This is a genomic window from Caballeronia sp. GAFFF2, assembly GCF_023631485.1.
Taxonomy (GTDB): domain Bacteria; phylum Pseudomonadota; class Gammaproteobacteria; order Burkholderiales; family Burkholderiaceae; genus Caballeronia.
Genome location: NZ_JALQDA010000055.1, coordinates 1 through 19,393 on the forward strand (window position 1 = coordinate 1; position 19,393 = coordinate 19,393).

The 19,393-nt window shown below is 62.3% G+C and carries 11 protein-coding genes; 5 read left to right on the forward strand and 6 right to left on the reverse strand.

What is annotated here, in order from left to right; translation table 11 throughout:
* Window positions 1-271 precede the first annotated feature (271 nt).
* A complete protein-coding gene (locus NCT04_RS33165) occupies window positions 272-676 on the forward strand; it encodes a hypothetical protein (RefSeq protein WP_250470058.1) in 405 nt (134 codons plus the stop codon).
* Here NCT04_RS33165 and NCT04_RS33170 read toward each other — a convergent pair.
* Window positions 654-3,743: a lytic transglycosylase domain-containing protein gene (locus tag NCT04_RS33170; RefSeq protein ID WP_250470059.1), complete on the reverse strand. Its 3,090-nt coding sequence runs from the start codon at window positions 3,741-3,743 to the stop codon at window positions 654-656. The two genes, NCT04_RS33165 and NCT04_RS33170, sit on opposite strands and share 23 nt — an antisense overlap.
* The gene (locus NCT04_RS33175; RefSeq protein WP_250470060.1) at window positions 3,743-5,008 is read right to left on the reverse strand and encodes a hypothetical protein; all 1,266 of its coding nucleotides are present in this window, start codon (window positions 5,006-5,008) and stop codon (window positions 3,743-3,745) included. The genes NCT04_RS33170 and NCT04_RS33175 overlap by 1 nt, the downstream gene beginning before the upstream one ends.
* Between NCT04_RS33175 and NCT04_RS33180 the strand changes: the two genes are divergently transcribed.
* On the forward strand, window positions 5,007-5,330 hold the full coding sequence (locus tag NCT04_RS33180) for an acyl-CoA thioesterase (protein WP_250470061.1): 324 nt from the start codon (window positions 5,007-5,009) through the stop codon (window positions 5,328-5,330). The two genes, NCT04_RS33175 and NCT04_RS33180, sit on opposite strands and share 2 nt — an antisense overlap.
* Before the next feature lie 523 nt (window positions 5,331-5,853).
* Here the strand turns inward: NCT04_RS33180 and NCT04_RS34560 are convergent.
* Window positions 5,854-5,979: a hypothetical protein gene (locus NCT04_RS34560; protein WP_284503559.1), complete on the reverse strand. Its 126-nt coding sequence runs from the start codon at window positions 5,977-5,979 to the stop codon at window positions 5,854-5,856.
* Between the two features lie 133 nt (window positions 5,980-6,112).
* Here NCT04_RS34560 and NCT04_RS33185 point away from each other — a divergent pair, with 133 nt between their 5' ends.
* The gene (locus NCT04_RS33185) at window positions 6,113-6,610 is read left to right on the forward strand and encodes a hypothetical protein (protein WP_250470062.1); all 498 of its coding nucleotides are present in this window, start codon (window positions 6,113-6,115) and stop codon (window positions 6,608-6,610) included.
* On the forward strand, window positions 6,564-7,133 hold the full coding sequence (locus NCT04_RS33190; protein WP_250470063.1) for a hypothetical protein: 570 nt from the start codon (window positions 6,564-6,566) through the stop codon (window positions 7,131-7,133). Before NCT04_RS33185 ends, NCT04_RS33190 begins: the two co-directional genes overlap by 47 nt.
* A gap of 321 nt (window positions 7,134-7,454) precedes the next feature.
* On the opposite strand, the gene NCT04_RS33195 is transcribed toward NCT04_RS33190, so the two are convergent.
* On the reverse strand, window positions 7,455-7,952 hold the full coding sequence (locus NCT04_RS33195; protein WP_350030057.1) for a ProQ/FinO family protein: 498 nt from the start codon (window positions 7,950-7,952) through the stop codon (window positions 7,455-7,457).
* A 436-nt stretch (window positions 7,953-8,388) separates the two neighbouring features.
* On the opposite strand from NCT04_RS33195, the gene NCT04_RS33200 reads away from it, so the two are divergent.
* Window positions 8,389-8,793: a response regulator gene (locus tag NCT04_RS33200; protein ID WP_250470064.1), complete on the forward strand. Its 405-nt coding sequence runs from the start codon at window positions 8,389-8,391 to the stop codon at window positions 8,791-8,793.
* 41 nt (window positions 8,794-8,834) lie between these two features.
* Here the strand turns inward: NCT04_RS33200 and NCT04_RS33205 are convergent, their stop codons facing one another.
* Window positions 8,835-9,125, reverse strand: coding sequence for a hypothetical protein (locus tag NCT04_RS33205; RefSeq protein ID WP_250470065.1), 291 nt, complete (start codon window positions 9,123-9,125; stop codon window positions 8,835-8,837).
* Window positions 9,126-9,764: 639 nt separating this feature from the next.
* The gene (locus tag NCT04_RS33210; RefSeq protein ID WP_250470066.1) at window positions 9,765-19,376 is read right to left on the reverse strand and encodes an AIDA repeat-containing protein; all 9,612 of its coding nucleotides are present in this window, start codon (window positions 19,374-19,376) and stop codon (window positions 9,765-9,767) included.
* Between the last annotated feature and the right edge of the window lie 17 nt (window positions 19,377-19,393).

Sequence of the window (19,393 nt, forward strand, 5' to 3'; positions counted from 1 at the left end):
TTTCTCCGGCCAAAGCCGGCGAGCATAGCTCGCGTGGTTGATGTCATGCGCAACGCCAGTCCTGTCGTCCGGTCCGTACGGTCACGTTCCCGAAACGGCCGGTCACGTTGCCGAAATCGTCGGTCACGATCCCGAAGCGGCCGGTCACCTTCGTCCGAAATACGCACTTTGCGGGAAGACCCGCAGACTGGAGAGCTCAAGGTGTGGAATGCGGAGATATTGAAGACGTTCGATTTACCGAACGTCGTGCCATCACTCTCGGCTAAAAATCATGCTCGCTGTCGTTCTAATCTCTTGCCTCATCGCGGGATGGCTCTTCATCACTGCAATACCGACGATTCTCGAAACCCGAGAACGGGTCATCTGGCTGCTGCTCGCACCAATCAGCGCCGTTGTATTCGCTACGACGATCTGGCTTGCAGCACACTTCAACGACCTAATCAGCATGTTTTGCCTCGCCATCTTCGGAGCAGCAAGCCTAGTGCTGTTGGTTATTTGGGGCAACCTTGGCGGCCAAGCCATCCGACGCGCGTGGAAGTTATTTAGACAGCCTGCACAGCCGATGCCTGTTTATCCCAAATCGATCAAGACCGGCCGTAAGAGCGCCGTCCTGATCGCACTGGATGCCGGTGTAGTAACGGCATGCGCCTGCTTTATCGCGTTGCTGCTGCACTAGTCTCTTTATGGCGTCGATTCGCTTCGCGGTCTGCTTCAAAGTTCGCTACCACCCTCGCGCCGACCCGGCCCGATGCGGCGACACGTTGCTTGATAAGCTCGGTCGCCGCCTTCTTTTCAGCGTCGGTCTTCGCAAACTTCTCCAGAGCGCTCGCCAACTTCTTCGGATCAAGCAGCAGGTTGCTTAACTGCTTGTCGGTTCTAGCCGCGAGGTTGCTTGTAATGCGGTTAAGCGCTGCTTTGCCGACAAGCGCGCCAACCGCGATTCCTGTGCCTTCCAGCGTCCCGCTTGAGAGCGCGTGAAAGATACCTGCGCCAGCCGTAGCACCGGTCGCAGCATTGCCAAGTCCGCCACCTTGCATGAGCAAGGCAAGAAGGCCTGCCGCATTCGTTGTGGTCTGTGATCCTGCCGGCCCGACCGGTGCCGCAGCGGTTGTTGCACGTTTCAGGTCGTCAAGCAAATTTCCAGCATAAACGCCCGCGTCGCCCATCAACCCCTTGTCGAGCAGAGATGAGCGCGCTTGGTTATACGCTATCTGCGGACCGCCCGAAGCGTCATTAGCGTTGAAGTCAACCTTGTTAGCAAAGTCGCGGAGGATGCCGCGCGATTCAATGTCACGTCCGGTCGTGGCTGCACCGCGCGTATATTCGGCGTAGTTCGGAGACTGAGAAGCCAGGTACTGGTCGAACGAGTCTTTAGCTGCCGCTGCTGCCTGGTCGTTGCGACCAGCACGACTAGCGAGCGCAACACGCAAATCCTCTTGGCCTTGCCCCGACAGTCCGACCATGTTTCGCTCAGCACTAGCGGCCCGTTTGCTCAGATCGACAAGCGCAGCGAGTTGGTCCGACGACACTTTGTCAGCCGCGCGAATGCCGGGCTTGGCTTGCTCGCGCAGGATGCGGTCGATAGCGCCTTTCAAGGCTCCAGCATTGACGGTTCCATCCACTGGGTTGACTGCGCTGCGCAAGGAATCTTGCAGCGTCTGCAAAGCGTCAATCGGTCCGCTCGCCTTTGCATAAGCGTCGCGTGCTGCACCGTACTCAGGGATATTCTGGTCGAGGAAGCCAACTAGGTCACGCTTGACGCCCATAAGATTGGCAACCTTACCGCTTTCACCCGCCCGAGCAGCCGCACCGATCTGGTCATCAAGCGCTTGTTTCGCCAACGTCAAGCCACGGCCCGACACATACTGTACTGGCTGCGGTGCCGAGCCGCCTAAGTTCGTCTTAGCTCGGTTCGCGGCGGTTGCGAAAAGGCTGCCGCCAGAATTCTGCGCGTCAATCGACGCCTGATTCATCGCCGACTTCATAGCGGGTTTCTGGAGCAATGCCTGGAACTTCGGATCATCCGCTCTAATGCCAACGTGGGTGCTCAGGAAGTCGTCAGCAGCGGTTGCGCCGCGTTGTGCGCGCATCGCAGCCAACGATTCTGGCGTTCCCGCTACGTCTGCAATACCCTGCCGTAAATCCGACTGCACCGCATCAGCTTGAGCATTGAAGGCCGTACGCCCACCTGCTGCGGCATTGCTCGCAGCTTTTCGGGCATCGCTGATCGCCTGCCCATACACTGGCGTCTGCATCGCATCTGCTTGCGCTTGGCTAATGGGCGGCAATTCTGCTTGCCCCGCTGCAACGCGGTCTGCCTGGGCCTGCACGAACGCTGCCGTATCCGCATCTAAGTCGCCAACAGCGGCGCGCGTTGCGCTCTGGCGGGCCGCGTTGTTCTCATTGGCACGATTCGCGAAGGCCGTATCCCGCACGCTCTGCCCACGCTGCAAGCCCGTAATTCCGGTGTTGTCGGCGGCCTCTGCTGCCGTGCGCTGAACACCCGCAATAGGTGAATCGGCATTCGCGCGGAGGTTACTAACGACATTTCCAATATCGCCTTCAACAGCACCAGCAGCCCGTGCAGCCGCCGAGGCTTCCGGGGATAGTGCCGTCATGGCATTACGCGCGCCGCGATAAGCCGTACTTGCAAGCGGCCCAAGCGCTTGACCAAATGCCCCGAGCGCCGCATTAGTCGCGCCACCAATACCAATATCAAGCCCGCTGCCGCCATTCATTGCGGCGTCACTCGCTCCAAGCGTACCAGCGACGAGCGCTTGAGCCGGGATCGTTGCGGGCGCGGCGACAGCAATCCCCGCCTGCGGCAACATGGCCCCGCCGACCGCCATAGCAGGTTGAGGCGTCGCGCGGTCGCGGCGGTTCGCGCTGTCGTAGATCGAGTCTGCGTTGCCTTGAAGCGCGTTGCCTGCGCCCGTCAAGCCAACGCCCGACAGACCCGCGCCAATGGCATGTTCAGCACGTGCGCCGACCCGCCAAAGCTCGTTACCTGCGCCAGCAGCGGCGGAATAAATACCGTCCAGCGGATGCGACAGGAACGTCTTTGCGTCGCGAATCGAACGTCCAAGATAGGTGTTGTCTTCTTGTTGTTGCGACGGCTGAACAGCTTGGCTAACGGGCGAACCCGATACGCTTACGGCCGCAGTATCAGAGCGCTTGCCGCCCACTACATCAGAGCCAAAAAAAGACTCTGCGAAAGGATTGCCCTTCAGCGAGTCAGGCACTTGCTGGACCGGCGCTGAAGCCTGTTGCTGAGGTTGCGCGCCAAAGGTCGGCACCTGTTGCAGGCCTGCCACCTTTGCCACATATCCACGCGTCTCGGCGGGCAGCTTGGCCGGGTCTGCACCTGCCGCAATCCACTTATCGACATTCCCGGGACCCCAGTTATATGCTGCAGCAGCATGAGCTTGATTGCCGTTATAACGTTGAAGCATTTGCGCTGCGTACTCATTGCCCACGCGCACGTTATCTTCCGGAGTGCCATTGCTCGGCTTAATGCCGAATCCAGGATCACGGGAAGTCGCAGGCATAACCTGCATAGCGCCCATCGCACCGCTTTTCGGATTGGTGATGGTCGAACTATCTGGCGCGTTGTTCGACTCAGCACCCCGAATACGCGCGATGAAGTCAGATGCGTCTGCGGATGGTGCTGCAGGCGTGACGGGTGCCGATGCGTCAGCGGACGAGAACGCCGCAAAGAACGGGTTATCTTGGAGGTTCGCCATTACTTGATTACCCCTTGCTGACGCATCGTTTCGATGAATTGGCGCGCTTGTGCGCGTTGTACTTCGAGCGTGTGGAATGCTGCACCGTCATTGCCTGCCTGCTTCTTCAGGTCGGCGTCCGACTGCATGGCGACGCTATTGGCGGTTCGCAGCGCTGACGCCTTGGTTGCAAATTGTGTCGCGTTAGTGCCAGCCGGGAGACCGATCCCGTTGACCGTGATCGGCGCTTGCGAAGGACCCTGACCGAATCGACCATTGGCGCGCGAGAAATCATTAACGTCCTGCGTCTGATCGGCCAGTGCGTTGGTGATCTTGCTGTAGCCGCGAAGGAACGCCGCTTTCTCGGCAGCCGATGCGTTCGGCCCGGGCAAACCGCGAGCCGCGAAGGCCATATCCTTATCGCTGATGCCGCTACCCGATCCAAGGCCAGCCAAGTTAGCCTTCGTCGCGGCGCTGATTACTTGGTCATACTGGACCTGCGTCGCGCTCGGATCGCCAACCCACTGATTCCACCGCGATGCAATCGCGCCGTTATCGCTCGGGTTGCGCATGATCGCGTTAGCCGTATCAGTAGCTTTCTGCGCGTTGGTCCGTTGCGCACGGATGGTCGTATCGGCGGCGTCGTAATCCTTGATCTGCCCGTCAGTGGGCTGGGATTGCTGCTGCATCATCTGCGGCGTGGGCGACTTGTTGAAGTTCGCAACCGGACCCGCCTGCGGACGGTTCTCGTTATAGATCGACACACCACCGCCCGTATCAACCTGCGCATACTTTGGTGCAGCAGGTAGTGCGGGGGAGTTCGGCGCGACACGCCCCGTCTGCGGATCGACAAACATTGTCACTGCATTTCCCTGTGCATCGCTCGTCTGCGTCGGCACAAGGTTCGGATGCGCGTATTTATAGCCTTCGAACTGGGCTTGTTGAGTCCGATATTGCTGATCAAACGACTGCTGTTGCGTCTTGAGATTGGTTTCCGTCTGCCATCGCTGTTGCTCTTGTCCGAGCTTCTGCCTTTCAAAAGCTGCTTGCTGCTGTGCCGCCGCTTGTTGCAACTCAACTTGCCGTTGTGCATTAAAAGCACTCATGCCTGCCCCGGCACCGTAACCGATTGATTGACCAAGGTTGTGTTGGCCGTCATTGGCCTGCAATATGGTCGATCCGAACGCAAGCAGACCCTGTGCTTGGGCTGGGTTTAAATTAGTAAGCGTATGTCCAATCTGGGCGAGCTTATTGCGGGTTGTGCCGCAACCGTCGAACGCCAACATGCACGGCGATGTCTTCGGCGGCTGGATCATGTCGCATGTCGATATCGCCGGGTCGATACCCGCCAGCCAGCGCGCGAACGGACGTGTCGTCACCGTCGCCGTCAATTCATTTACATTCAGGCAGCCTGTTTTTATCGGCGATCTGTTGAGCTTCTATGCAAATATCGTCCGCGAGGGACGTACGTCGATCACAGTCAACGTGGAAGTCTTCGCACAACGCATGGGCTTGGCAGCCGATGTTGTCAAGGTGACGGAGGCCACCCTGACTTTCGTAGCCACTGACTCGGAGCGGAAGCCACGTCCTTTGCCACCCACCCAGTGAGACCGTTTCCATATTTTTTGCCAGCTCAGTCATGTTCGTCTCTACGGTGGACGCGTTATTTAGGTGAAAGCCAACTACGAACTAGATCGTACGGACATTGACACCATGCGGCGATGAATGTCCCTTCGATGGATGAAGCAACATCCGTCGGGAGTTGACTGGCAGCTTTTTAGGGCAGCTCGGACGTTTGAATGCCGGATGACAATCTTGGCGAACGGCGCTGACTGGCCGACTACGGTAGTTGAGAGTTCAATAGCGCGGTGGCATCGCTAATGCCAATTCCTGCATTGAATTTTACATAAGTAACATTAACACATTTTACTTCGTTATCCTTATCGAATATTATTCACAGGTGTTTATGCGCACGCAAAACTGTGCGCCCAAGCCGCTCAACGGTGCGATTAAGGTGACGGCGTTTGCGGCTCCAGCCTCGGCCACACGCATAAGAGCATTCTGGCCGTTGGCATCGGTAACGCACGGACCGCTTTCAGGCAGCAAGTGCTTCACGCATTCGGCGTGCTCCTCAGCCGCCGCAAAAAAGCAACGCCGTCGAGCCGAACTCTTGGGCAGCATGGGGATCGCTGAGCGGCAACAGCGCTTTGACGCAAACGGCGTCTCCGATCCCCGCGGCGCGCATCAGCGCCGTCATGCCCCCGCGATCGGCCGTCATCGCATCAAGTGCGCCGCTGCCAGCAAACTTCGAAGCTTCTTCGAATCAACGAAAGAGAGGTCGGCAGGAGGGAATTCATCGCGAGCCTCAAGGGAATGGGTGAACGGCGCGGATGGGCCACGCTAAAAAGAGCATCGCGCTCCAGCACTCAATCCCGAAACGGGCGACTCACTCACTAAGCTTCGAAATCTTTATCAACACTCAATTTACCGAGAGCTACGCGGGCAGACAAGACCGTTCGTCGCGCCATTCGCCGCCACCCTTCAAGGAGGTTTATAGTGTTGCGCTGCCCGCGGAAGAGCGTTTGCGGCGCGAGCCACCCATTAAAAGCCAAACCGACGCATTCGACATGATCACTTTGAACGGCGAAAAAGAGCTGCTGCGCATCGAGAGCTGGGACGAGGTCCTCGCTCGCCCCGACTTCGACGGCCGCTTGGACCCCAACGCGCATGAGCTTGCGTCCACCATCGGCAGCTACGTTTTCGCCGAAAATCTCTTGCGGGCTCTCCAATTGCCGGACGCCCCATGGGCGCGGGTATTTGGTCGCGACCAAAAGCGGGCGCGTGACGAACATCGGAAAAGACTGCGGCGCAAACTACTTCGGTGTTGATTTTGAAGACATGTCGCGCCAGTTCGATCGCGACATTGCGAATAAAGAAAACCGCGAGCGGCTTTGGAGCTTCTCGTTCCAGCTCGACGGCCTGCAAGCGCAAATTGCGAAACTCCGAAGAGACAGTCCCGAAGGACGCGGGGCAGACTGGACGCACAAACGTTCGCGCGCGCTCGTTCAGCTAAACCACGGTTGCCCCGCCGTAGTGGTCCAAAGGGTCATCGCGATGCTCAGGACGGGCGACTTCGAGGTGCGCGTGCAGCGCCAGGCCACTGCCGGTGAGGCGCGCAGGATGGCCCTCGCCAGCGGCCGTGAGAATCAAGGCCTACAATACGTCGAAGAGAGCGCGGGGCGTGTGGCCCACATGGACGCGCTGAGCAAAGAAAACGACCTGCGCGAGCTTCTGATCGTCGATTTGGAAGAAAACTTGCGCGCTTTCGCGCCGTTGGACATCGACCAGATGGCTCCGGCGGAACTCAAGCGCTGGGCAAAGTGGGCTGCGGGCGTCTCGTTCACGGTCTAGCGCGTCGAAACCGCCCTGGGAAAATGCCGCGCCCTTCTGACCGCCGCCAACCTCGCGCCGTTGGAAGCAGTGATCGTGGATTTCGGCGACAGGGACAAATTCCGCGCATTCCTCGCCTCACTTGACTGAGGGCTCGTTTCAAAAGGCGCTTAGCGCAGAGTTCGCGCGGCGATGGCGCCGCGGGCCGACCAGCGGTTAAATACGGTCGCGGACGGGCGGGTCTGCTTATGGCTGGCGCGGTAGGACGCCAACAATGCTTATCTGTTTAAGAATCGTTGCGAATCGTCGATATAAAGTAGGATACCTAAACACATACGTCACTCATTTCCGCGAGCGATCGACCATTGCCTTAGCGAACCGGTCTCGTCTGCGCGCAAGCCGCGTTCTCTCCTGACTTTTGCCGTAGTCTGCTTCGGCTGCGGTAACAACGCCAGCAATTGCTCCGGTTAGATCTACGCGCACATTACCTTCGACGAGACAGATCCAATAGCGTTGGCCGCGGCACCAAAGCTTTATGCCATTACGAGTGTCTCGCTCGCTGAGTCCGATCGACACTGCGAGGGCAATCAAGTCTTTGAGAATGCCAACCTTGAGAGGGACCTTTGGCGTGGGACTGCGTGGAAAGGCGTGTGGGAAATGCCGTTGAATCGTGATAATTGCGCGCGCAGCTGCATCAGCAGACGTTCGAGGAGGCCTCGTTGGCAGCTTGCACGCCCGCTTTTCGTCCAATGGCGGTGACATTGAGCGTGACGCAACGGTTTCGCTTTTTACGCCTTGATCCAAGAGCGCTTTGAGCGCCGCGAGTTTTTCGAATCCCATCGTGCACACCGGAAAATGAATGAGCTATTTTATCAGTTGCCTTCCGGAGACGCCTAAGTTAGTTAGCATCGTCACTGTGACCGCCGCAACGATCGTGACCGAGTAACCCGACGCAGCTTGCCGCGTTTTAAGCGCTTGACGCCACACCTCTTTAACCAGCGGAACGGTCGCAACATGATGCAAAACGAGCGCGTTGCTCGAACGATCCAAATACGATCAGAGCATCGTGAGTTCGTCGGGTGTCGTGCTTACTTAAACGCTTCAGAAAGCTCTGTGACAGCAATAATTATCGGCAGGACAACGCGATCAACGCCCTGATTTTGAGAGAGCAGAAATTGAGCACGTTCTTGGTATGATGATCGTCCTGACGGTTTTTAACACGAGGAAGGCTGAGTGAGTCCTACAACATACTGTCTCGGCATAACAAGGCATACGCGTGGTTGAAGTCAAATCCGCCAGACAAAGGCCGTTGATCTTGCTTGTTGATGATGCGCTAGATACATTGGGCGCGTGGGAATTGCTCCTTGAAGCTCTTGGGTATAACGTGATCACTGCGGATACTGGTGCACAAGGGTTAGACAAAGCCCGTGCGTGGCTTCCCGACCTGGTTATCACCGACTATATGATGCCGATTATGGATGGCTTGGCACTTTGTCGTCACCTGCGCACTGACCCCGCGCTTAGGTTGATACCAATCATTCTTTGGACGTCCGCGAGAACAACTTTCGACGATCCACCGTTTGATAGCCTCATGCTGAAACCGACGCTGCTTGAACAGATGGCTGCGGATATTCGATTGTTGCTAAGAGAGGATATTTTTAATCGCAAAGTGTTGCGTTAGAACACAGTGGTGACTGATTCGCCAAGCCTGTCCTGTCTAAATCAACTATCCTTGCGATTTTTTTTTAGCATCTCCGCGGCAACTATTAACGCCTTGGCGGCGCGAGGAGATGCTCGAGCCACTAAATCCGCTTTCTTTCTAAGCCGCACCACCAACTTTGATTTGTTGTCGGTCTGCATTCCGTCGCTCCAAATATCTAAATTTTTTAAGGCATTTTCGGCGAGAATCGTAATAAGCTCGGAGACGTCGTCGCCATTCTCTGCTTTTGCGGCGACTCTTTCGAACTCTGCAAGATAATGGGTTATTACGCTTTCGTCATGTCTATCGGTCATTTTGCTTCCCGCGCGCCTAGCTCGATTAATGATTGATCGAACTCTACGCAATCGTAATGCCCGAGCCGGCACATCTTGACGTGCCGAGACGCGTCGGGTTAAGCCGATCTGAAGGTCTTGGCTTTATATAGCATTGCCACGACGCATAAAACATCGGACACCGTTTGTTTGTCCTCTCGATCTGGGAACACAACTGGCGGAAAATCCGGAACTCGATAAGCTCGGCGACCTTTCCCCGCCATGCTGGACGTCAGCGCACTCTGCGGCAGGCAGCATGCGAATCCCAGCGTCATTGCAAACTGCGAAAGAAATTGCTTCCGCTTGTCAAAATCGATGTCCATCGACAGCTTGCCGGCCCGATGTCGACCTGGCACCGTCCATCTGCCAGCAATCGGACGGCGATGCATAAGTCATCCCCGCGTATGGGTGAGCGTTTGGAGTTACTATCATTGTTATATGATTGGCGTGTTCATCCGTCGAACCGGCGCGGCGCTGAACAAAATTCTGCGCTTATAAATCGGAAGTTTCAGCCGGCAGCCTGGCTCTCGGCGAACGCGGCTGAATCAAGCAACGAGCCCTAGCAGTGCTCAAGACTTAAACGTCATGTTGCGATGGATTCGTTGCTGTTTTTCTGATGACTCACCACTTCCAGCCTACGCCCGCCATGCCGCTGTAGTCTTGCTCGTGTTTCGCAAAGTCCAAACCAGCACGTGCGAACACCGACATGTTCTTGCCAATCTCCCATGCTCCACCCGTCGCTACATGGCCCACGATGCGCGCGAGGGGCGTGCCCGATACTTGATACACCGCGCCCGGCGCTTGAGCAAATGACGCATTCAGCGTCTGCCCCAGGCTGCCAATGCGCTGCTGCACGTTCGCATCGATCTCCCATGTGTTGGTCGCTCCGTCACGGCGTTTCTGCGTGAAAAGATACCGCACGCCTGCGATACCGGTCGTCGCGGCCTGAGTGCTGCCCTGATAGACGAGATCGAATACGCCGCCCTTGCCTTCACCAAAACCGTCCTGTGCGTACCGGCCCACGCGCATGCCGACATACGGCTGCAGCGCCATGTCATCGCGCAGATGCAAGTTCAGACCACCTTCCGCATAGGCGGTCGCGGCGCGCGTTTCGACGCTGCCTTGCGGCGTGCCCGACAAACCGGCAAAGCCGACGACGCGATTCTCCGCATTGCTCCATCGCCCGATGCTTCCCATGCCGCGCACGAAGAAGGGCTGCGCCGCCGGTTGCCACGCGCCGTAAATCAGCGCCTGCCAACCGTTCGTCTGACCGCTCGCACCCGGCGCATTGAAGCCGAGATCGCTGTAGTCTGCATCGACCGCCACGCCGGCGCGAACGTCGCGCGCGACTTCGCGGTCGTAGCCGACGGCAAGTGAACTCGACCGCGTATCGAGTGCGTTGCTGCCAAGCGTTGCATCGCCCGATACATGCGACTGGCCATATCGCACCGACGCCCACACGTCGTTCGACGGACGCACCTGCGCTACCGACGTCATGCGCTCGCTCACCGTATTGCCCAGCGCCTCGGTGTTCTGACGCGCGACGCGCAGCAGGCCAGTCGCCTCGACACCGGTCATCTGCGCAAGCGCAGATTGCGCGCCTGCCGTGGTTTCGAACAACAAGGCATCGGTGATGGCGTTGCCGCCCGCAAGCAGCACGCGGTTCAACGCGCTCGCCACCTGCAACTGATTACGGTTCTGTCCGACCATCCCGAAGCCCGAGAAGTCGCCCGCCTGATAGAAGATCGATGCGATCTTCAGCGTCAGGTCGATTTCGCCCGGCGCATACGAGAGTGTGGGCGAGAGATACGCGTAGTCCATGCCGACGCCCGCGAACGTGCCGTTGAGCGCGCCCGTGTAAGTCAGGATGGTGTACTTCGTGTTGGTTTTCCATGCATCGGGCAATGCGTTGACGACGACCTTCGCCCCGCCATTCGCCCCGCTCTGCGCGATGTCGACATCGCCCGTCACCGCGACGCTGCCGGTCTGGCCCGCCGCGTTCGCACTGACGACGAAGGTCGATCCATCGTTGAATGCGAGCGTGCCGTTCACGCGCAACGCCTGACCCGGCGTGCCCGCGACCAACGCGCCGCCCGAGTTGAACGTCGCGTTGCCGATGAGCGAGCCGCTCCCCAACAACACACCGCCCGCGTTCACCGCAACATTCGCCGCCGTGATGGTATCGACCTGCACCGTGCCGCCGTCGTTGACGATGCCGAGACTCGCGCTCGCAAGGTTCTGCACCAGACCGCCGCTCGTCACGGTCACGCCGGCCACGTTGCCGTCGCCGGTCAGCATGCCGCCGTTGTTGACGAGCGTCCTCGTCACGGTCGCGCCGTAGCGCACGCGCTGTACGCCGCCCGAATTGACCGTGGTCGTATCGGCCGCGCCGCCTGAACTGACGACCTGCGTGCCGCCGTTGAGCGTGGTTGCGCTCGCGATGCCGTCGGCCTGCACATCCTGCAACGCGCCAGCGTTGACGATCGCATTCCCCGCGAAGCCGCCGAACGCCACTTGCTGAACGCCACCGCTGTTGACGACCGTGTTGTAGGCGTAGCCTTCGATGGCGCCATCGACATATTGCAGGCCGCCTGAATTGACGGTCGTGTCGCTGGCGACGCCGCCGGCCAGAATATTCTGCGTGCCGCCGTTGATCGTCGTCGCGCTGGCGACGCCGCCCGAGGTCAGCGTCTGCGTGCCGTTTGCAAGGAGCGTCGTCGTCATGGCGAGCCCTCCCGCGCTGATCACCTGCTGACCGCCGTTCACGACCGTCGTGTCCTGCGCCACACCGCCCGCAGAGACCGTCTGCGTGCCGCCCGACACCATCGTGCTGGCTGCCGTTCCCGCGACGGCCTGCATGCCGCCTGTCGCGACCGTCGTGCTCGTCGCGTTGCCGCCGAAGGCCACCTGCTGCACGCCCGCCGCGCTGACGATTGCGCCCACGGCCGTGCCGCCAGCCTCGACGAGCTGCGTACCGCCGGAGACGATCGAACGCAGCGAGGAGCCGCCTGCATTGATCATTTCCATGCCGCCCGAGCCCACCCGCGTGTCGCTGGCGACACCGCCCGCCAACACGCTGAACACGCCGCCGTTCTCGACCAGCACGTTCGAGCCGACGTTGCCCGCCACGTTGAACATGCCGCCGGTGTTCGTGCCGCTGACCGTCGCCGACGTGTCGGTGACAAGCGCCGCGCCGCTTTGCTGGCTGATCGTCGCGCTGCCCGCCCCGGTCACGGTCGTCAGGCCGCCGTTCTGCACGGTGACTTGCCCCGCCGCTCCGCCGCTGGATACAGTCAGCGCACCGCCGCTCTGCACCAGCGTGCCGCTCGTCACGCCGCCCGTCGTCACCGTCTGCCGGCCGCCGCTGGATACGACCGCGCCGGTCGAGCGGCCGCCCGACGACACCGCTTGCGCGCCACCGCCGGATACCATCGTGCCGCTCGCGATCCCGCCCGCGAGCACGGTCTGCGTGCCGCCGTTGGTCACGGAGACGCCATTGGCCACCCCGCCCGATGACACATACTGATTGCCGCCGCTGCCGAGCGTGACCGCGCCTGCGTTGCCGCCGGACGACACACGCTGCACGCCGCCTGCGCTCACCAGCGTGCCGGTGGCGGTCCCTCCGGAAGCAACCTCCTGCACGCCGCCGCTCGCCACCGTCGTGTCGATGGCGGTCCCGCCGGTTTGCACGGTCTGCGCGCCGCCATTGGCCACCAGCGTCGCCACCGCGCTGCCTCCCGCCGTGACGTTTTGCTGGCCGCCCGACAGCACGCGAGACGCCGAGGCGACGCCGCCCGACAGCACGGCCTGCAAGCCGCCGGCAGACACTGCCGTGCCGCTCGCCGATCCACCCGACGCGACGCTTTGCATGCCGCCGCTCGACACGCTCGCGTCTTTCGACACGCCGCCCGATGCGACCGTCTCCACGCCGCCCGCGCCAATGGTCGTTGCGCTCGCAAGACCTGCCGAAGCGACCGTCACCGCGCCGCCGCTGTTCACGTTGGTTGCGAACGCACTGCCGCCCGAGCCGATGGACATCACGCCCGCACTGCGCACTTGCGTGCCGCTCGCGACGCCATCCACCGCGATATGGCCGCCATTGCCGATGATGCTGCCCACCGCGCTCCCCGCCGACGCAACCGTCTGCAAACCACCCGCGAGCACCGACGCGCCCATTGCCGTGCCGCTGACGGTTTGCACGCCGCCCGACACGATCGAACCGGAAGCGATGCCGCCGACCGCAACTGTCTCCACCCCGCCGATACCGACTTGCGTCCCCGAGGCCTGTCCGCCGGAAAGCACCGTGAAGCTGCCGCCATGTTCGACGAGTACGCCGGATGCAACGTTGCTCAGCACCGAGAATGCGCCCGATGCGTTGTGGCCGTTCGTAATCGTGGCCGACGTATTGGCGATCAGCGCCGCGCCCGCTTGCTGATCGACGTCATCGAGTGCCGCGCCTGCCGACACCGTCAGCGTGCCGCCTGACAAAACGGTCGACGAGGTCGCACTGCCGGAAGCCCCGATGGTTTGAACGCCGCCCGCGCCGATCACGCTCGAACTCGCATATCCGCCGTTGAGCACCATCTGCGTCGTACCTGCACCAATGTTTGACCATGCTGCCGTGCCGCCCGATCCCACGCTTTGCTGACCGCCGGAAACGAGCGTCGTGCCGAGCGCGAGCGCGCCAGCACCCGAGACATTTTGCACGCCGCCGGCGACGATCATGCCGTCGGCCTCGCCCGCCACGTTTTGTGTTCCGCTCACGCCGATCGTCGTGCCGCTCGCGTAGCCGCCGGACGCGACCGTCTGAACCGCGCCATTGCTGACGGCGCCGCCGATCGCCACGCCGCCGGATGCGACCATCTGCGTCGCGCCCAAGCCAGTGAGCGTCGTGTTATCGACATTGCCGTACACCATCTGCGTGCCCGACACGACCGTATCGAACGCACTGCCAGACACGACCTGCGCCGCGTCGGCTTCGACCGTGGTGCCAGACGCCGCGCCCCCCAACTGCACGAGCTGCGAAGCGCCCGCGCCGATCTCGCTACCGGATGCGATGCCGCCGAAGCTCACGGTCTGCGTGCCGCCCGACTGCACGACAGTCCCGATGGCAACGCCGCCAATGTTCACTGCTTGCGATCCGCCCTGAAGCAGGGTGCCGCTTGCAACGCCATTGAAGACTTGCTGCGATCCGCCCGAGATCACCGCATCCAAAGACGTGCCGTCGTTGATGACCTGCACGCCGCCCGAGGCCACGGTGGTGTTGCTCGCGATGCCGCCGAGCACTTGCTGCGACGCGCCGGATCCGACGCTCGTGCTGGTCGCCACGCCGCCACCGCCGATGCTCTGCGTACCGCCCGTGAGAACGGTGTCGGTTGCGCTGCCCATGACGGACTGGATGCCGTCGGTCACCTGCGTGCCGCTGACAAAACCGCCGGCCATGACGTACTGCGCGCCGCCTTGCAGCAACGCGCCGCTGGCGCTCGCACCCGACGACACGGACTGCTCGCCGCCGGCGATGACGGCGTTCAGCGACACGCCGCCGGACTGCACGTTCTCCGTGCCGCGATCACCGATATACGTGCCGCTGGCGGCGCCGTTCGACGTCACGGTGAGCCGTCCGCTGTTTTCAACGACGACGTTGGTCGCCACGTTATTCGCGATCGAAAATGCCCCGTTGGCATTCACGCCCGCGACGTTCGCGCCTGTATCCGTGATGAGTGCGGCGCCCGCGCGCTGATCGACATCGCTTGCGTTCGCGCCCGCGGAGACGACCATCAGCGCACCGTTCATCAAGGTCGATGACGACGCGCTCGCACCGGTGAGCAATTGAATCTGACCACCGTAGCCGACGTTCGTCGCGCTCGCCATGCCGCCCGACGTAAGCAGCACCGCGCCGCCATTGATGGCCGAAGTGTTCGCCGCAACACCGCCGCCGCCCACGAGGACCACGCCACCCGACGCGTACGCCGAGTTCAGCGTGCCGCCCGAAGAGATGGCCACCATGCCGCCCGAACCGACCACGGTCGTGTTCGCAACGCCGTTGCCGGAGATGGTTTGCCTGCCGCCCGAGAAGACGGTCGTGCCGTCGGTCGTGCCGCCCGTCACGTTCTGCACGCCTGTGCCCGTGGCCAGCGTGTTGCTGGCCGAACCGCCCGCGACGATGGTCTGCACGCCACCGGAGATGACCGTACCCGTGGCCGTTCCCTGCACGTTCTGCTGCCCTGACAGTATCGTGGTGCCCGCAGCTGTTCCGCCCGCGAGCACGGTCTGCGCGCCGCCACGGATGCTTGCGTTCGTAGCGAGCGCGCCGCTCGCCACGGTCATTACGCCGAGGGCCTGCACGATGGTCCCTGAAGCCTGAGCATCACTATTCAAGTTTTGCGTGCCGTTTGCGACGACGATGGTCCCGGACGCCACGCCATCGACGTTCTGTACACCGCCAATTGTCGCCGATACGGCGCTCGCCCCAGACGTGACCGATTGCACGCCGCCCAGATCGACGCGCGTCCCCGTGGCGACACCGCCCGCCGCAACGATCTCGCCGCCTGCGCTGGCCACGCGCGTCGCAACCGACGAGCCGCCCGACTGCACGGTCAACTGTCCGCCGTTGGCCAGATAAACGTTCGATGCAACGTGATTGGAGATGCTGAATATGCCGTTCGGTCCGCTTCCGCCGATCACCGTGTCGGTATCCACGACGAGCGCGCCACCCAGGTTTTGCACGATGCCGAGCGCCGAGCCGCCCGCCTGCACGGTGAGCTTGCCCGACGCGTTGAGCGTCGTGCCCGAGGCGACGCCGCCCGCATCGACTTCTTGCGTGGCGCCAGCGACGATGGTGCTGCCGGAGGCATGCGCACCCGCGAGAACCTGCTGTACGCCGCCGCGCAGCGTCGCTCCGTTCGCGGCGCCACCGGCGCTCACGATCTGCGAACCGGACCACACCACGGTGTTGCTCGCCACGCCGCCGCCCTGGATCGATTGCACGCCGCCCCGCACGGCGCCGCCATAGGCCAGGCCGCCATTCTGCACCGCTTGCGTACCGCCCGACGATACGACAGTCGCGCTCGCCACGCCGTTCGCCTGCACGCTCTGGACGCCGCCCGAGATAACCGCCGCGCCTTGCGCCACGCCGCCGCTCCCGATGGTCTGCGTGCCACCGGAGACGACATCGTTGTATGAGGTGCCACCCGAAACGATGCTTTGCGCGCCGCTGCTGCCGATGCGGTTGCTATACGCGGCCCCGCCGGACGAAATGGTCAGGTTGCCGCCGCTCAGCACATCGGTGCTGGTTGCAGTCGATCCGGACGAAACAGTGAGCGAGCCGCCCTGCAGACTTGCGCCAGCGGTCGTTGCGCCGTCGCGCACCGTGACCGCACCGCCCGCGAGCACCGTCGCGCTGGTTGTACGTGCGTTCACGCCGGTGACCGTTTGATTGCCGCCCGCCGAGACCGTAGCACCGATGCTCGAACCGCTCACCACTTCGTTGCCGCCGGCCTTGATCTGCGTCGCCGAAGCATACCCATACACGCCGACGGTTTGCGATGCGCCGCTGCCGACGAACGTCAGGTTCGCGCGTCCGCTCGTCACGACTTCCGACGCGCCGCCCGCCAGCACGGTGCCGACGGTCGTACCGCCTTGTACATCGACGAGCGTTCCCGCCGCAGCCGCAGTGCCCGACGCCACCCCGCCGCTCACGATCAACGTGCCGTTGTTGAACTGCGTGCCGTAGGTCGTCCCTGCCGAAACGAGTTGCGTGCCGCCTGCGACGACGACGCCGCTGGTCGTGCCGCCTTGAACCGTTTCGGTCGCGCCTGCGGAGATGACCGTGCCGCTCGCAGTACCGCCGTACACTTGCTCCCGTGCGCCGCTCTGCAATTGCGTGTTGGACGTCACGCCCGTGCCCGTCACGGTAACGACGCCGCCCGAGTTGACGGTCGTGTTGCTCGTCAGCCCGCCCGAAGCGACCAGCGAGCCGCTGTTGTTGACCACCGCGTCGTTCATCACGCCGCTGCCGGTCGTTATACCGACGCCCGCCGAGTTGATCGTCACGCCCTGGGCCACGCCGCCCGACACCGTGACGAGTCCGCCGCTGCCCGCGGTCGTCGCGTAGGCCGTGCCGCCGTCGAGCACGGTCATCGCGCCGCCGTTTTCTGCCACCACGTTCGAGGCGACATTGCCGTTGATCGAGAACGCGCCCAGCCGGTTCGTGCCGTTGGTGATCGTCGCCGATGTGTTGGTGACGAGCGCGCCACCCGACGCGACGTTGACGGTATCGGCCGCGGCGCTGGCATCGACTTCGAGGCGGCCGGAATTGGCCACCGTCGTCGAGACTGCGTAGCCGCCGCCCTGTACGGTGGTGTTGCCGCCTGTGCCGATGGTCGTCGACGTCGCCGAGCCGCCGTTAAACACCGTCAGACTGCCGCGATTCTCCAGCACGAGATTCGATGCGACGTTGCCGACCACCGAGAACGCACCCATGCGGTCCGTGCCGTTCGTGATGACCGCCGAGGTATTGGTGATGAGCGCCCCGCCCGAGCTCTGCGCGACCTGGTTCGCTGAACCGCCCGCATCGACCTGGAAGATGCCTGCCGAATGCAGCGTGTTGCTCGCCACGCCGCCGCTCATCACTTCGAGATTCGCGGCGCTGCCGTCGAGCATGACGCCCGATGCATAGTTGTTCGAAACGAAGAAGGTGCGGCCTGAATCCGTGAGGCCGTTCGTGATCGTCGCCGATGTGTTCGTGACGATCTGACCACCCGCGCCCTGATGCACGGTATCGGCGGCGCCGGCCGTAGCGACCTGAAAGATGCCGCCGGCGGAGTAGACCGTGTCTTGCGCCGCGCCGCCCGAGAGCACCGTCAGATGACCCGTGCCGACGATCTGCGTATGCGAGGCGACCCCGTCTGAAATGGAAAAGCCCGTGCCATCCGTACGCGTGTTGACGCCTGCGAGCACCGTCGAGGACGTGGTTGCAACCAGTCCGCCGCTCGCCGCCTGTGTGACGCCAACTGCGGTTGCGCCCGAATCGATCGTGAGTGTGCTGCCCGAGCTGACCACGGCTGCCGTTGCGCTCGCGCCGGACTGCACATGGACCTGAGCGCCATTGAGTGCAACGACGGTGTTGGTCTGCCCCCCAGAAGTCACCAGTTGCGATGCATTCGTGCCATTGACCGTCGTGTTGTTGGCAACACCTCCTGCCAACACGGTGTCGGTCGAATAGGCGCCGACATGGGTGCCGGTTTCGACGCCCGCGACGCTCTGCTGTGCGTAGTACGTGCCATTGCCCGACAAAATCGAACCGCTTGCTGCGCCGCCGGCCGCGACGTTCATCGTAGCGCCGGCCAGCACGCTTGCTGCTGCGATCGACCCGCCGCTCGCCACCGAAACACTGCCCGCCGAGTTCACCGTGACGCCCGATGCCACGCCCGCCGTCCACAGCGACGTGCCGCTGTTCACAGTCGTTGCCGCCGCCGAGCCGCCCGCCGCTACCGACTGCTGTCCGCCCGACGTGAGAGTCGTGTTGCTGGCCACGCCGCCCGCCTGGACGTTTTGCAGCGCGTTGCTCGTGACGGTCGTGTAGTAGGCCGAGCCCGCCACGTTCTGCGTGCCGGCGCTTGTGACCAGCGTGTTGACCGCGCGCCCGCCCGCATCCACGTTCAATGTGCCGCCCAGCACCTGCGTGGTGCTCGCCACGCCGCCCGCCAGCACTTCGAGCTGGCTTTGACTGGCGAGCTTGATTCCGCTCGCAACATTGCCGCCGACGTTGAACGTCGAGCCGTCCGCGTTCGTGCCGTTGATCGTGCCCGAGGTCGTGGCGATAAGCACCGCGCCCGAGGTCACGGCAAGCCCCGTTACCGTCGCGCCTGCGGCGATCGTTTCGCGTGCGCCTGCCGAAACGGTCACGCCCGTCGAGCGCCCGCCCGACGCGACGTTTTGCGCGCCATACACGGTCGTGGTCGACGCGGAGCCGCCCCCGAGAACGTTTTGCGTGCCGTAGACCGTCGATGCATTCGCGTAGCCGCCGCCCGACACGTTCTGCGTGCCAGTCACGGATTCGCCGGTGACCGTGGTGCCGCTCGCAACCTCGGCGGTGTAGGCCTGCGCCGCAGGCATCAGGGAGGCCTGAAGTCCCAGCAGTGCGAACATGCCCGAGAGGAGGCGCGACAACCCGCGTCGGCGGCTACCGAACACATGCAGACAAAACTTGCGGCGATAAGTAAGCGGCTTCATTTCTTCGTGTTGGTATG

Excerpts from the sequence above, each read along its gene's own strand:
- NCT04_RS33170 (WP_250470059.1), bottom strand. The coding sequence starts at position 3,743 with ATGGCGAACCTCCAAGATAACCCGTTCTTTGCGGCGTTCTCGTCCGCT.
- NCT04_RS33165 (WP_250470058.1), top strand. The coding sequence starts at position 272 with ATGCTCGCTGTCGTTCTAATCTCTTGCCTCATCGCGGGATGGCTCTTC.
- NCT04_RS33210 (WP_250470066.1), bottom strand. The coding sequence starts at position 19,376 with ATGAAGCCGCTTACTTATCGCCGCAAGTTTTGTCTGCATGTGTTCGGT.
- NCT04_RS33185 (WP_250470062.1), top strand. The coding sequence starts at position 6,113 with ATGGGCCACGCTAAAAAGAGCATCGCGCTCCAGCACTCAATCCCGAAA.
- NCT04_RS33175 (WP_250470060.1), bottom strand. The coding sequence starts at position 5,008 with ATGTTGGCGTTCGACGGTTGCGGCACAACCCGCAATAAGCTCGCCCAG.
- NCT04_RS33205 (WP_250470065.1), bottom strand. The coding sequence starts at position 9,125 with ATGACCGATAGACATGACGAAAGCGTAATAACCCATTATCTTGCAGAG.
- NCT04_RS33195 (WP_350030057.1), bottom strand. The coding sequence starts at position 7,952 with ATGGGATTCGAAAAACTCGCGGCGCTCAAAGCGCTCTTGGATCAAGGC.
- NCT04_RS33180 (WP_250470061.1), top strand. The coding sequence starts at position 5,007 with ATGCACGGCGATGTCTTCGGCGGCTGGATCATGTCGCATGTCGATATC.
- NCT04_RS34560 (WP_284503559.1), bottom strand. The coding sequence starts at position 5,979 with ATGACGGCGCTGATGCGCGCCGCGGGGATCGGAGACGCCGTTTGCGTC.